Source organism: Streptomyces africanus (assembly GCF_030816955.1).
In the GTDB taxonomy this organism is placed as follows: Bacteria; Actinomycetota; Actinomycetes; order Streptomycetales; family Streptomycetaceae; genus Streptomyces; species Streptomyces africanus.
The window spans coordinates 3129995-3143274 of record NZ_JAUSYP010000001.1 but is presented as its reverse complement, the minus strand read 5'-3'; the positions used below and the strand labels follow the sequence as shown (position 1 = coordinate 3143274).

Annotated in this window: 10 protein-coding genes and 1 pseudogene; 3 read left to right on the top strand and 8 right to left on the bottom strand. The window is 70.0% G+C overall.

The genetic code is table 11. The features are described 5' to 3' along the window. Positions 1 to 103: 103 nt before the first annotated feature. Together QF034_RS14445 and QF034_RS14440 are read right to left on the bottom strand one after the other, a co-directional pair. On the bottom strand, positions 104 to 1147 hold the full coding sequence (locus tag QF034_RS14445) for an ABC transporter substrate-binding protein (RefSeq protein WP_307175343.1): 1044 nt from the start codon (positions 1145 to 1147) through the stop codon (positions 104 to 106). Between the two features lie 202 nt (positions 1148 to 1349). After that, positions 1350 to 1613: a hypothetical protein gene (locus tag QF034_RS14440; RefSeq protein WP_307175342.1), complete on the bottom strand. Its 264-nt coding sequence runs from the start codon at positions 1611 to 1613 to the stop codon at positions 1350 to 1352. Positions 1614 to 1737: 124 nt separating this feature from the next. Between QF034_RS14440 and QF034_RS41495 the strand changes: the two are divergent. Both QF034_RS41495 and QF034_RS14430 read left to right on the top strand, forming a co-directional pair. Further along, a pseudogene (locus tag QF034_RS41495) lies at positions 1738 to 1854 on the top strand (Hint domain-containing homing endonuclease); the annotation flags it as partial. A 420-nt stretch (positions 1855 to 2274) separates the two neighbouring features. Then, positions 2275 to 3381 (top strand): SGNH/GDSL hydrolase family protein, encoded by a 1107-nt coding sequence (locus QF034_RS14430; RefSeq protein WP_370880944.1) that lies wholly within the window; start codon positions 2275 to 2277, stop codon positions 3379 to 3381. Between the two features lie 326 nt (positions 3382 to 3707). On the opposite strand, the gene QF034_RS14425 is transcribed toward QF034_RS14430, so the two are convergent. The 5 genes from QF034_RS14425 to QF034_RS14405 form a co-directional block, all read right to left on the bottom strand. Continuing rightward, complete coding sequence (locus QF034_RS14425; RefSeq protein ID WP_307175339.1) at positions 3708 to 4577, bottom strand: IS5 family transposase; 870 nt, start codon at positions 4575 to 4577, stop codon at positions 3708 to 3710. Between the two features lie 624 nt (positions 4578 to 5201). Next, the gene (locus QF034_RS14420; RefSeq protein WP_307179879.1) at positions 5202 to 6362 is read right to left on the bottom strand and encodes an acyl-CoA dehydrogenase family protein; all 1161 of its coding nucleotides are present in this window, start codon (positions 6360 to 6362) and stop codon (positions 5202 to 5204) included. 5 nt (positions 6363 to 6367) lie between these two features. Continuing rightward, the gene (locus QF034_RS14415) at positions 6368 to 7318 is read right to left on the bottom strand and encodes a hydroxymethylglutaryl-CoA lyase (protein ID WP_307175338.1); all 951 of its coding nucleotides are present in this window, start codon (positions 7316 to 7318) and stop codon (positions 6368 to 6370) included. Further along, on the bottom strand, positions 7315 to 9243 hold the full coding sequence (locus tag QF034_RS14410) for an ATP-binding protein (RefSeq protein WP_307175337.1): 1929 nt from the start codon (positions 9241 to 9243) through the stop codon (positions 7315 to 7317). The genes QF034_RS14415 and QF034_RS14410 overlap by 4 nt, the downstream gene beginning before the upstream one ends. 14 nt (positions 9244 to 9257) lie before the next feature. Continuing rightward, a complete protein-coding gene (locus QF034_RS14405) occupies positions 9258 to 10874 on the bottom strand; it encodes a carboxyl transferase domain-containing protein (protein ID WP_307175336.1) in 1617 nt (538 codons plus the stop codon). A gap of 86 nt (positions 10875 to 10960) precedes the next feature. On the opposite strand from QF034_RS14405, the gene QF034_RS14400 reads away from it, so the two are divergent. Beyond that, positions 10961 to 11557, top strand: a complete 597-nt coding sequence (locus tag QF034_RS14400) for an SACE_7040 family transcriptional regulator (RefSeq protein ID WP_306966836.1) — start codon at positions 10961 to 10963, stop codon at positions 11555 to 11557. A gap of 610 nt (positions 11558 to 12167) precedes the next feature. Here QF034_RS14400 and QF034_RS14395 read toward each other — a convergent pair. Continuing rightward, positions 12168 to 13232, bottom strand: coding sequence for an esterase-like activity of phytase family protein (locus QF034_RS14395; RefSeq protein WP_307175335.1), 1065 nt, complete (start codon positions 13230 to 13232; stop codon positions 12168 to 12170). Positions 13233 to 13280 lie beyond the last annotated feature (48 nt).

Here is a 13280-nt window from a genome sequence, read left to right as displayed (position 1 = left end):
GTACTTCAGGGGCGCGGGGCCGTGTCGACATGCGGCTCCGCCGCGTGGGCGCGACCAGCCACACCCGACCCGCACGCGCCACTCAGCCCATCCGGCAGCCTGCTCAGGCGACCTTCTTGGCCGTCTCGATGGCCTTCGCCAGGTTCTCCACCAACGGCACGCACTTGTCGTACGACAGAATCGGCTCGGCAGAACGCGAGATGACCTGCCTGGCCTTCACCGCCGGCAGCTTCTTCCACGTCGCCTCGGTGATGTTCGCCGGCTGGATCGCCGAGGACCGGTCGTCCATCATGATGATGTCGGCCGCGTACTTGTCGACGTTCTCCCAGCTCAGGCTCTCGAACCAGCCGCCGCCCTTCGCCTTGGCCTTCTCCGGCGGCTCGACGAAGTTCACGCCGAGGGCCTTGAAGTACTCCAGGTCGACGGAGAGGTTGGTGCCGGAGACGTAGAAGAGCTCCTGGCTCGCGGAACCGGCCATCACCTTGATGTCGGGGTGCGCCTTGGCGGCCTTGCGCAGCCGCTCGGAGGCCTCCTCGAACCGCTTCTTGGCGTCGGTGACCTTCGCGGCCTTCATGTCGCCGCCGAGCGACTCGGCCAGCTCCCACATGCGCTGGAGCGGGGCGGTGAGCTGACGGTCGTAGACGGAGATGCCGACGCTCGGGGCGAGCTTGGCGATCTTGTCCTTGGAGGCCTCGGGGACGTACCAGAGGGTGCCGGCGGAGTCGAACATGGTGCTGATCAGTACGTCGGCGGCGAGGGCGGCGTACTTCTCGACGTTGAACTGGTCCCAGGAGTTGCCGAGGATGGTCACCTTGCTGATGTCCATGTCGCCGGCCTGGACGTCGGGCTTGCCGTCCTGCGTCTTGGTGGGACCGAAGACGCCCTTCACGGAGACGCCGTAGTCGTACAGGGCGGCCGCGACGCCGGTGAAGGCGACGATGTTCGCGGGGACGTTGTCGAGCTGCACGTTCTTGCCGCGGTCGTCCTTGAAGGACCACGGGCCGGACTTGGCGGACGCCTTCGAGTCCGAGCCGCCGTCCGTCGAGTCCTCACTGCCGCACGCGGTCACGAGCGCACCGAGTCCGAGGGCACCGCCGGCGGCGAGGATGCCGCGGCGGGAGAAGCGGGCGGTTCTGGCGTTCGACATCGCTGGGTCTGCTTTCGTACGTACGGAGCCACTGCGGGCACGGCTGACAGCCAGTTGGCTGGATTTAGCTTAGGTTAGCCTAACCTCATGCCGTGTCCAGGGGGGCCCTGGTACCTGTGCCCGGGGGAGGGGGCGGGGATGCGGACGGGCGCGGTGATCCGGATCACGAAGGGACGTGCCGAAGCCCCGGCAAGGACGCTGCCTACGGCTTGAGACGGCGCGTCACGGCCCGGAGCAGATCGATACGAGCGACCTGAAGGGCGAACTCCCGTCCGCGTCCCGGTGCGGGCTTCGCGAACCAGGGGAGGCCGCGGCGACGCCACTTGGCGGGCGTGAGGTTCCCGGGAATCGGCGGCAGGTCCAACGACCAGGCAGTCAACCGCAGTTGCCCTGTCCAGAGCCCGGCCGTCAGCTCGGTGACCGGCACCCGTACGACGGCCGCGAAGTACTGGAACAAGATGGACAAGGCCTGGGCCCTGATCAAACGCATCGGGGGCCTGAGCCGCAGGCTCTGGGAGAGCTTCCAGGACTGGCGCAAAAGCAGCAAGGCAGCGGACGAGGCGACGGAAGCCGTGACCTGCAAGGTGGGCAACAGCTTCACGCCCGATACCAAGGTGTTGATGGCCGACGGTTCCACCAAGAGGATCAAGGACGTCGACATCGGCGACAGGGTCTTGGCGACCGACCCGGAGACGGGCGAGACCAAGGTCGAGTGCCACTGAAGCAACCGTGACGAAGCTTCAGGGGCTGCACGGATGCGGTTGATGGAGGAACGGTTTGTCTGGTGACTACTGGGAAGAAGAGGTATTCTCCGTGCCGCCTCTAGGCCGTGTTTTAGAAGTCCCCGTGGAAGAGGGAGCGGCGTTCGGTGCGTGCTCTCGGCGTGCCGGGCGTCGCGACGCTGGGGGTCAATGAACCTACGCCCTGGCCGCCGTCCACGCCCTGTTCGAGCACGGGCTTCGCGCACCTGAGGAACTGGTGTGCGCTGGCCAAGGGGCGTCCCGTAAGCCGCGCAAAGCAGGCGCCTATGGGTCTATCTCGTCCCTTCAAATTGGTTGACATTCAGGGGTGGAATGTCGGACGTTCAGCCGTGGCCCACCGAACAGGGACGGAGAGATGGCACGCAGATGACTTTCCGAGGAGGGAACCCGAACCCAGGGCGCGGGCGGCGCCCGGCGGCGCCTGCCGCGGTGGACGCGGGCTCGTGGCATGAGCTGAGGCAACTGGTCCCCGTGAAGAGTGTCTCGGCGCAGGTGCACACCGCAGGGCGGGTGAAGGACCTAGGAAAGGCGGTGCAGTTCAGCTGGCCTGGGGTGTACTTCGAGGGCCGCTTCCGCGGGACCGGGCTCGGGGTGGTACTCGACTGCGCGGCCGCCGACTACGACGTCCAGGTTGACGGGGCCACCGTCGCCACCCTGTTCACACCCGGCGACACCACGCACTGGATCAACGGCCTGCGGGACGGCGAGCACACGGTCCGGGTCGTCAAACGCAACGACACTCCGGGGGACACCAGCACGTTCGGAGGCTTCGTCGCCGCACCCGGGGGCGCCGTACTGAGCAAGCCAGCGCCACGGGACCGCCAGATCGAGTTTATCGGGGACTCCCTCACGGTGGGCTACGGCAATGTCTCGGGCACCCGGGACTGCAATCCGGAGCAGCTCAAGCGGAACACCAACACCGACGTGAGCCACGGTGCCCTCACCGCCCAGCGGCTGGAGGCCGATTACCAGATCAACGGCTTGTCCGGCCTCGGAATGGTGCGCAACGTCGCTGGCATCTGCCCGGACGTCACGTACCGGACCTATTACGACCGCGCTTTGCTGAACGTGGACGGCGATGTCTGGCAGAACCCGGGGACGTGGCGCCCCCAGATCGTGGTGGTCAACCTTGGCTCCAACGACTTCTCCGACCTCACCCCCGGTGAACCGTGGACGCCTGACAGCCTCGCGGCCGCTTACCGCACCGCCTACGGCAAGTTCCTCCGGAAACTGCGGACGCGCTACGGTGTCGGCACCACGCTCGTGGCTGTCGGCTTCGACAGAAACGCCGAGCATGTGCGGCAGGTCGTCGAGGCGCGCAACGATGCTGGCGACAGCGGGGTCCGCTACTGGTTCCTCGATCAGGCGGGCCTGGACTTCCTCGGATGTGACGGGCACACCTCGGCTCACGACGACCGGGTGATCGCCGACCGCCTTGCCCCGTTCCTCAGGAGCCTGCGAACGGGATGGTGAGGGACATGGCCACCCGTGAACCGGGCCAGGGAAGACTGCTGCCCCCCGCCGTAGCCTCCGGACCCTCTGCGTGCCCTGCCGCTGGGCAACTTGATCACCTGGGTCGAGGCCAGCAGCACGGGCGACGGGGGGTCCGCTGTGGGACAGGCCACCTCGGCAGCGGTCCCCGGCCTCGGCCCCGCTGTTGGGGCTGCCGCCAGGCGAGAAGCTGATCTCGTAGCCGAACTGGACGTCGCCTTATGCAGCGCCCATCGCCTCTGTCTCCCGTCGATCCTCTGACCTGATCGCGGCAGAGGGACATGTGGGACCGAGACGTCCGACACAGGTCACAGCCACTCGTTGATCGCGGCGATGAGGACGGTCGCTTTGAAGCGGACCGCGAGCTTGTCGAACCGTGTGGCCACGGCCCGGTTCCGCTTGAGCCGGTTGATGCCGCACTCGACCGCGTGCCGGGCCTTGTAGTCCTCGCGGTCGAAGGCCGGAGGACGCCCACCGGCCGCTCCCCGTCGTTCGCGGTGGCCTGCCTGGTCGGCAGGTTCTGGGATCGTGCAGCGGATCCCGCGGCGCCGCAGATAGGCACGGTTCGCCCGTGATGAATACGCTTTGTCGCCTCGCACCCGCAGCGGACGAACCCTGGGCCGCCCCAGTCCGAGACGAGGAACCCGGATGGCTTCCAGCACGGCCGTGAACTGCGGGCTGTCACCCCGCTGCCCTGCTGTGACCAGCAGCGACAACGGCCGCTGCCCTTGCTCACAGGCCAGGTGAATCTTCGTGGTCCAGCCGCCGCGGGACCTGCCCAAGCCGTGATCGTCAGGCTCGCTCTGGTGGCCGCCCGGCGGTTCCTTCTGTGCTTGACCGTCCCGCCGGGCACCGGCCGCGTGCTGATGTGCCCGGCAGATCGTGGAGTCGACGTTCACCTCCCAGGTGATCAGCCCGACTGCGTCCGCCCGCGCTTGCAGTCTGCTCAGTACCGACGACCAGACCCCATCGCGTTGCCAGCGGCGGAAGAGCCCGTAGACCGTCTGCCACGGACCGTACTCCGCCGGCAGATCCCGCCACGGGGACCCAGTCCGAACCCGCCAACGGATCCCATTGATCAGCTTCCGCTGGCACACCGACGGCCTGCCCAACCCCGCGACCGGCAGCAACGGGCACAACACTGCCCACTGGTCATCAGAAAGATCCCCTCGCCCCACACCGAGATCATCACGGCACGATGCAAGACACTGGAAGCACTTCTAAAACACCGCCTAGCTGCCCTGAAGAAAACGAGCGCGTCAGATATATTCGACTGGTTGGAACTCCACTTCCCCTTCGTTGGAGGGAAGATTGATTGGCGTCGCGTGGATGGGAGGCATAGCCATTGGAAATTCGACGATGAGCAGCTTCTCGCAGCGAGTGCATCGAGGGAAATCTGTGCGCGAACCAGGCCCGGCTCTGTAGTCGAGCATGTAGGAGACGGGATTTCGCCCTACTGCGTGCGTTTTTCTGAGGGCCAGGCCGCTTCGGTTACGGCTGCACTTCTTGAGGTGCCAGAGCATCACTACTTCCTAGCAGGGGATCGAGCGTGGATCGTGGTGGTCTCCTTCGAAGGCGATTTGGATGTCTTGGATCGGTTCGGCACCTAATCGGGTTCCGGGAAGGCTGGACGTGCCCCCCAAAAGACACGCAACTGCGAATAGCGGACTCTCGGGAATCCCGTTTCCGTCATTGTGGGGTTTGCGCCCTTCGTTCTGAGTGAATCACCTCTGCAGCCCAACGCACGGCGGTGGGCTGCAGAGGTGATTGACGGCAAACTGGGGCGGAACAGGTCCCGTCGCTCAGCCCACCAGCCCCAACTCCCGCGCGATCAGCATCCGCTGGACCTCGCTCGTGCCCTCGCCGATTTCGAGGATCTTGGAGTCGCGCCACATGCGGGCGACCGGGTACTCGTTCATGAAGCCGTAGCCGCCGTGGATCTGGGTGGCTTCGCGGGCGTTGTCCACGGCGATGGTGGAGGAGTGGAGCTTGGCCAGGGCCGCTTCCTTCTTGAAGGGGGCGCCGGTCACCAGGCGGACCGCCGCGTCGCGCCAGGCGAGGCGGGCCGTGTGGGCCTTCATCTCCATGTCGGCGATCTTGAACTGGATCGCCTGGTTGGCGGCGATCGGCTTGCCGAAAGCGTGGCGTTCCTTGGCGTACTTGACCGACTCGTCCACGCAGCCCTGGGCCAGGCCCGTCGCAAGGGCCGCGATGGCGATGCGGCCCTCGTCGAGGATGCGGAGGAACTGGGCGTAGCCGCGGCCCTCCTCGCCCAGGAGGTTCGCCGCCGGGACCCGCACGTCCGAGAAGGACAGTTCGCGGGTGTCCGAGGCGTTCCAGCCGACCTTCGAGTAGGGGGCCGCGATCGTGAAGCCCGGGGTGCCGGACGGGACGATGATCGAGGAGATCTGCGGCTTGCCCTCCGGGGTGCGGCCCGTGACCGCCGTGACCGTCACCAGGCCCGTGATGTCCGTGCCCGAGTTGGTGATGAAGCACTTGGTGCCGTTGATCACCCACTCGTTCGTCGAGGGGTCGAGGCGGGCCGTCGTGCGGGTCGCGCCCGCGTCGCTGCCGCCGTCCGGTTCCGTCAGGCCGAACGCGCCCAGGAGTTCGCCGGAGCAGAGGCGGGGGAGCCACTCCCGCTTCTGGGCCTCCGTGCCGTAGCGGAAGACGGGCATCGCGCCGAGGGAGACGCCGGCTTCGAGCGTGATGGCGACCGAGGAGTCGACCCGGGCCAGTTCCTCCAGCGCCACGCCCAGCGCCAGGTAGTCGCCGCCCATGCCGCCGTACTCCTCGGGGAACGGCAGGCCGAACAGGCCCATGCGGCCCATCTCCCGGACGATCTCGTACGGGAACTCGTGCCGCTCGTAGAGGTCGCCGATCTTCGGCGCCACGACCTCGTGCGCGAACTCCTCGACCGTGCGGCGGAGTTCCTCCAACTCGGGGGAGAGGCGGTAGTCCATGGTGATCATCGCTCCTCGGTGTCCTCGTGGGACAGGGCTCGGACGGTGCGGGAGGGGCTGGGTCGGCCCAGGTGGGTGGCCATCCACGCGCTCGTGGCGACGAGGCGGCCGAGGTCGATTCCGGTGTCGATGCCGAGGCCCCGCAGCATCCACACGAGGTCTTCGGTGGCGAGGTTGCCGGTCGCCGACTTGGCGTACGGGCAGCCGCCCAGGCCGCCCGCTGAGGCGTCGACCGTCGTGACGCCCTGCTGGAGGGCCGCGAGCGTGTTGGCGAGGGCCTGGCCGTAGGTGTCGTGGAAGTGGACGCCGAGGGCGGACGGCGGGATTCCTGCTTCGTCGAGGGCCGCGAGGAGCGCGACCACGTGGCCCGGGGTCGCCACGCCGATCGTGTCGCCCAGGCTCAGCTCGTCGCAGCCCATGTCCAGGAGCGCCTTGCAGACCCGGACCACCTGGGGGACCGGGACCTCGCCTTCCCAGGGGTCGCCGAAGCACATGGAGAGGTAGCCGCGGACGTGGACGTCGTCCGCCTTCGCCCGGGCCACCACCGGGTCGAACATCGCCAGGGCCTCGTCCACCGTGCGGTTGAGGTTGGCCTTGGCGAAGGACTCCGTGGCACTGGCGAAGACCGCGACCCGCCGGGCGCCGAGCGTCAGGGCGCGGTCCAGGCCCCTTTCGTTCGGGACGAGCACCGGCAGGGCCACCGGGAGGTCGCTGACCAGGGGGTAGAGCTGTTCCGCGTCCGCCAGTTGGGGGACCCATCTGGGGTGGACGAAGCTCGTCGCCTCGATCGTGGTCAGGCCCGCTTCGGCCAGGCGGCGGATGAACTCCGCCTTGACCTGCGTCGGGACTGTCGCCTTCTCGTTCTGCAGGCCGTCGCGTGCGCCGACCTCGTGGATGCGGACGCGGGTGGGCAGGTCCGTGGTCGGGACCACCATCGGGAGACCGTCGACCGTCATTCCTCCGCCTCCTCCTGCGCCTCCTCGTGCGGTGCGATGACCGCCAGCACCTGGTCCATGGCGACCGTCGAACCCGGGGTCACGTCCAGTTCGGTGACCTTGCCGGCGTGCGGGGCGGAGATGACGTGCTCCATCTTCATCGCCTCCACCACCAGCAGGCTCTGGCCCGCGGTCACCTCGTCGCCGACGGCGACCTTCACCACTGTCACCGTGCCCGGCATGGGCGCGGTCAGCGAGTCGGCGCCCGCGTGGGCCGCGCGGCTCAGGGAGGCGGCCACCGGGTCGTGGTCGCGTACGTGCCAGGCGTCCCCGTCGCGGCCGAGCCAGTCGGCGGCGCGGTGGAAGGTGTGCCGGACGCCGTCCAGCGTGACGGAGACCCGTTCGTCGGTGACCGTGGCGGTGCCGCGCGGGGTGTACTCCACCGGGTCCTGCACCCGCAGGTGGAAGGCGGGCGGCTTCCGGGCCCCGCCGAGCCGCCAGCCGCTCGGGACCGAGAAGGGGTCCGTCCAGCCGCCCGGCTCGGGCCGCAGGGCCTCCAGGCGTACGGCCGCCGCCGCCTCGTACACCTCCTCCGGTACGTCCGTGGGGACCAGGCCCTCCACCTCGCGCTCGACCAGGCCGGTGTCCAGGTCGCCGGCGACCACCGCCGGGTGGGCGAGCAGCCGGCGCAGGAAGCCGGCGTTGGTCTGCACCCCGAGCGTGACCGTCTCCGCCAGGGCCGAGCGGAGCTTGCGCAGGGCGGTCGCGCGGTCGGGGCCGTACGCGATGACCTTCGAGAGCATCGGGTCGTAGAGGCTGCCGACCTCCGTGCCCTCCGTGAGGCCCGAGTCGGTGCGGAGGCCGTCGCCCTGCGGTTCGCTCAGCTTCAGGACCGTGCCACCGGAGGGGAGGAAGCCGCGGGCCGGGTCCTCGGCGCAGATGCGCGCCTCAACCGCGTGACCCGTCAGCCGTACGTCCTCCTGGGTGAAGCCGAGGGGCTCCCCGGCCGCCACCCGCAGCTGCCACTCGACCAGGTCCAGGCCGGTGATCAGCTCCGTGACCGGGTGCTCCACCTGGAGGCGGGTGTTCATCTCCATGAAGTAGTACGACGACGGGTCGACGCCGGGGACGATGAACTCCACCGTGCCCGCGCCCCGGTAGCCGCAGGAGCGGGCCGCCTGGACCGCCGCCTCGCCCATCGCGGAGCGCGTCTGTTCGTCGAGGAGCACGCTCGGCGCCTCCTCGATGATCTTCTGATGGCGGCGCTGGAGGGAACACTCGCGTTCCCCGAGGTGGACCACGTTCCCATGGCCGTCGGCCAGGACCTGGATCTCGATGTGGCGGGGGCGGTCGATCCAGCGCTCCACCAGGAGCGTGTCGTCGCCGAAGGAGGCGCGGGCCTCGCGGCGGGCCGCGGCGATCTCCTCCTCCAGCCGGGTCAGGTCCCGCACCAGGCGCATGCCCTTGCCGCCGCCGCCCGCGCTCGGCTTCAGCAGCACGGGCGCGCCCAGCTCGCGGGCCGCCTCGGCCAGGTCCGGGTCGCGTCCGCCGGGGACGACCGGGACCCCGGCCGCCTCGACCGTCTCCTTGGCGCGGATCTTGTCGCCCATGAGGGAGATCGCGTCCGCCGGAGGGCCGATGAAGACCAGGCCGGCCTCGGCGCAGGCGCGCGCGAAGGCGGCGTTCTCGGCGAGGAAGCCGTAGCCGGGGTGGACGGCCTGGGCGCCGGTGCGGGCCGCGGCCTGCAGCAGGCGCTCCACCGACAAGTAGCTCTCGGACGCCGGGGCCGGGCCGATCCGGACCGCCGTGTCCGCCTCGCGGACGTGCCGGGCGTCGGCGTCCGCGTCGGAGAAGACGGCCACCGAGCGCACGCCCATCGACCGCAGCGTACGGATCACCCGTACGGCGATCTCGCCCCGGTTGGCCACCAGCACTGTCTCGAACATCGTCGTCCGTCCCCTCACATCCGGAAGACGCCGAACTGGGGGTCACCCAGGGGCGCGTTGGCGCACGCGGTCAGGGCCAGGCCCAGGACCTGGCGGGTGTCCAGCGGGTCGATCACACCGTCGTCCCAGAGGCGGGCCGTCGCGTAGTAGGCGCTGCCCTGGCGCTCGTACTGGGCGCGGATCGGGGCCTTGAAGGCGTCCTCGTCCTCGGCCGGCCAGGACTCGCCGCGCGCCTCCAGCTGGTCCCGCTTGACGGTCGCGAGGACCGACGCGGCCTGCTCGCCGCCCATGACGGAGATCTTGGCGTTCGGCCACATCCACAGGAAGCGGGGGGAGTACGCCCTTCCGCACATCGAGTAGTTGCCGGCGCCGTAGGAGCCGCCGACCACGACCGTGAGTTTCGGTACACGCGTGCAGGCCACCGCCGTGACCATCTTGGCGCCGTGCTTGGCGATGCCGCCCGCCTCGTAGTCCTTGCCGACCATGAAGCCCGAGATGTTCTGCAGGAACACCAGCGGGATGCCGCGCTGGTCGCACAGCTCGATGAAGTGGGCGCCCTTCTGGGCGGACTCGGAGAACAGGATGCCGTTGTTGGCGACGATGCCCACCGGGTGGCCGTGGATCCGGGCGAAGCCCGTGACCAGGGTCTGGCCGAACTCGGACTTGAACTCGGCGAAGCGGGAGCCGTCGACGACCCGGGCGATGATCTCGCGCACGTCGTAGGGGGTGCGGGAGTCGACCGGGACCGCGCCGTAGAGGCTGTGCGGGTCGACCTTCGGTTCCGTCGCCTCCGTGACCTCCCAGGGGAGCGGTCCTCGTGCGGGGAGGGTGGAGACGATCGTGCGGACGATGCGCAGGGCGTGCGCGTCGTTCTCCGCGAGGTGGTCCGTGACGCCCGAGACGCGGGAGTGGACCTCGCCGCCGCCGAGCTCCTCCGCCGTGACGACCTCGCCCGTGGCCGCCTTCACCAGCGGCGGGCCGCCCAGGAAGATCGTGCCCTGATTGCGGACGATCACCGCCTCGTCGCTCATCGCCGGGACGTACGCCCCGCCGGCCGTGCAGGAGCCGAGGACGGCGGCGATCTGGGGGATGCCGGCGCCGGACATGCGGGCCTGGTTGTAGAAGATCCGGCCGAAGTGGTCCCGGTCCGGGAAGACCTCGTCCTGCATGGGGAGGAAGGCGCCGCCGGAGTCCACCAGGTAGACGCAGGGGAGGCGGTTGTCGAGGGCGACCTCCTGGGCGCGGAGGTGCTTCTTGACCGTCATCGGGTAATACGTGCCGCCCTTGACCGTGGCGTCGTTGGCGATGATCACCGTTTCCCGGCCGCTGACCCTGCCGATGCCGGCGATGACACCGGCGGCCGGGGCCTGGTCCTCGTACAACCCGTCGGCCGCGAGCGGGGCCAGCTCCAGGAAGGGCGAGCCCGGGTCGAGGAGGGTGTCGACGCGGTCGCGGGGGAGCAGCTTGCCGCGCGCGGTGTGGCGGGCGCGGGCCTTCTCGCCGCCGCCCTGCGCGGCTGCGGCCAGCTTGGCGCGCAGCTCCTCCACGAGCGCGTGGTGCGCCGCCTCGTTGGCCCGAAAGGCCTCCGACGCGGGGTCTGCCGCGCTCGTGAGCTCCGGTGCCTCGTGCATCCTGCGGTCCCCTCACCTTGTTAATGAGCGTTAACGCATTTCCTTCAGGTTAACGACCGCTAACCTCCCTGTCTAGAATTGATTTCATGGCCACGAGAACCGACGCCCCCACCCGACGCGAGCAGATCCTCAAGGAGGCCGCCCGGCTCTTCGCCGAGCGGGGCTTCCACGGGGTCGGAGTCGACGAGATAGGTGCCGCTGTCGGGATCAGCGGGCCCGGGTTGTACCGGCACTTCGCGGGCAAGGACGCGATGCTCGCGGAGCTGCTGGTGGGGATCAGCGGGCAGCTGCTGACCGGGGCGAAGCGGCGGGTGGCGGAGGCGGACGGGGGTGCGGGGGCGGAGGCGGTCCTCGACTCGCTGATCGAGGGGCACATCGACTTCGCGCTCGATGACCGGCCTCTGATCACCCTGCACGATCGGGAGCTGGACCGCCTCCGGGACAGCGACCGGAAGATGGTGCGGCAGCTGCAGCGGCAGTACGTGGAGCTGTGGGTGGGGGTGGTGCGGGAGGTGTATCCCGGGCTGGGGGAGCCTGCGGCGCGGTCGGCTGTGCACTCGGTGTTCGGGCTGCTGAACTCGACGCCGCATCTGGGGAGGGCGGGGTCTTTGCCCGGGCGGGGGGCTACGGCGGAGCTGCTGCATCGGATGGCCCGGGGGGCGTTCGCGGCGGCGGGGGTTTAGCGGGGGGTTTGCCCACCCGCCCGCCCGAACCTGTTGGGCAAGAGGTGCCCTCGCCTCGGGGCTCCGCCCCGGACCCCGGCGGGGCTTCGCCCCTGCGCCCCGGTGTTCGCCCACCCGCCCGCCCGAATCTGTTGAGCAAGAGGCTGGCCTCGCCTCGGGGCTCCGCCCCGGACCCCGGCGGGGGCTCCGCCCCCTGCACCCCCGGGGGTTACCCGCCCGCCCGCCCGAATCTGTTGGGCAAAAAGCTGGCCTCGCCTCGGGGCTCCGCCCCGGACCCCGGCGGGGGCTCCGCCCCCTGCACCCCCGACAGGCTGTCCCCCCTGCACGCCCGACGGGCTGTTCCCCCTGCACGCCCGACGGGCTGTTCCCCCTGCACGCCCGACGGGCTGTTCCCCCTGCACGCCCGACGGGCTGTTCCCCCTGCACGCCCGACGGGCTGTTCCCCCTGCACGCCCGACGGGCTGTTCCCCCTGCACGCCCGACGGGCTGTCCCCCCTGCACCCCCGACGGGCCGTCCCCCCTCCACCCTCGGCGGGCCGTCCCCCTGCCGGCGCCTTCCTCGTCGAGCAGGAGGCGATGACCCGGTCGAGTGCGTCGCCTCATGCGGGGGCTAGGCGGTCGTTCTCACCCGCAGTGCGTAGAAGCGGGTCGTCTGGGTCTCGTTCTCGTTGTCGTCGCTGGCCAGGAGGACCTTCAGGGTGTTCTTCGTCCGGCCCGTGATCGTCATGGCCTCGATGTTGTCGAGGAGCGGGTTCGGCTGGGGTTGCCTGGCCGTCGATCCGAGGGAGGGGCAGGTCGCCAGGTCGGTCAGGAGGGTCTTCTCGATCAGGCGGGCCTCGGGGTGGGCCGGCAGGGTCTCGGTGCCGCTCGTGTCCGTCGCCCCGCGCGGGTCGGCCAGGTAGAGACGGACCGTGTTGCCCACGCCGGAGGTGAAGCCGCGCTCCAGGACCAGGAGGCGGCCGTCGGGGGTCGCCCGGACCTCGGGGACGCCCAGGCCGGGATCCGTGCGGTAGGCGTACTGGGCGCCGAGGGCGAAGGTGCCGTGCGGCGTCCTGCGCCAGGTCTGGAAGCGGACGATCGTCGCGTCGTCGCCGGAGAGCGCGTACTCCATGGAGGCCAGCAGGGTGCGGCCGCCGGGGAGCAGGGTCAGGCCCTCGAAGGTGCCGTTGGGCCGGGCGCGGCCCGCGGGGCTCACGCGCAGGGCGTCCGGGACCGGGAGGCGGTCGAGGAGCCTGCCGGTGCGGGAGTAGCGGCGGATGGAGGGCTCCGTCTCGGAGGAGACGAGATACGTGCCGATGGGGGTCCCCCCGCTCGAGCGAAGCCGAGAGTGGCGGAGGTCGGCGACCAGGCCCTCGGAGTCGAGCGCGGTCCCGTTCTCGTCGGCGAGCGGGACCACGGACCGGGGCTTCAGCGTCCGCGCGTCCAGGCGGAAGAGGGACGAGCGGTCGGAGAGGGCGGCCAGGGAGCCGTCGCCGTCCATGGCGAGGGCCGAGAGGTTGCCGACGTAGGTGTTCTCGTACGTCGTCTTGTCGAGCGCGTCGGAGAAGCCGTCGATGGAGACGGACGGCGAGCAGGCGTGCCGGGTGTCGTGCGCCTGGGCCGGGATGGCGGCAGTCAGGCACGTGGCCGCCGCCAGGGCTGTGGTGAGGAGGGCGAGAGGGGTTCTGAGGGGCATGGGCGTCACCGTAGGGCGGGCCGGTGACGCCGGGTAGGACGCGCGGTG

Bases quoted from the DNA above. Each gene is read 5' to 3' on its own strand.
- QF034_RS14410 (WP_307175337.1), bottom strand. From the start codon at position 9,243: ATGTTCGAGACAGTGCTGGTGGCCAACCGGGGCGAGATCGCCGTACGG.
- QF034_RS14415 (WP_307175338.1), bottom strand. From the start codon at position 7,318: ATGACGGTCGACGGTCTCCCGATGGTGGTCCCGACCACGGACCTGCCC.
- QF034_RS14400 (WP_306966836.1), top strand. From the start codon at position 10,961: ATGGCCACGAGAACCGACGCCCCCACCCGACGCGAGCAGATCCTCAAG.
- QF034_RS14430 (WP_370880944.1), top strand. From the start codon at position 2,275: ATGACTTTCCGAGGAGGGAACCCGAACCCAGGGCGCGGGCGGCGCCCG.
- QF034_RS14420 (WP_307179879.1), bottom strand. From the start codon at position 6,362: ATGGACTACCGCCTCTCCCCCGAGTTGGAGGAACTCCGCCGCACGGTC.
- QF034_RS14405 (WP_307175336.1), bottom strand. From the start codon at position 10,874: ATGCACGAGGCACCGGAGCTCACGAGCGCGGCAGACCCCGCGTCGGAG.
- QF034_RS14445 (WP_307175343.1), bottom strand. From the start codon at position 1,147: ATGTCGAACGCCAGAACCGCCCGCTTCTCCCGCCGCGGCATCCTCGCC.
- QF034_RS14395 (WP_307175335.1), bottom strand. From the start codon at position 13,232: ATGCCCCTCAGAACCCCTCTCGCCCTCCTCACCACAGCCCTGGCGGCG.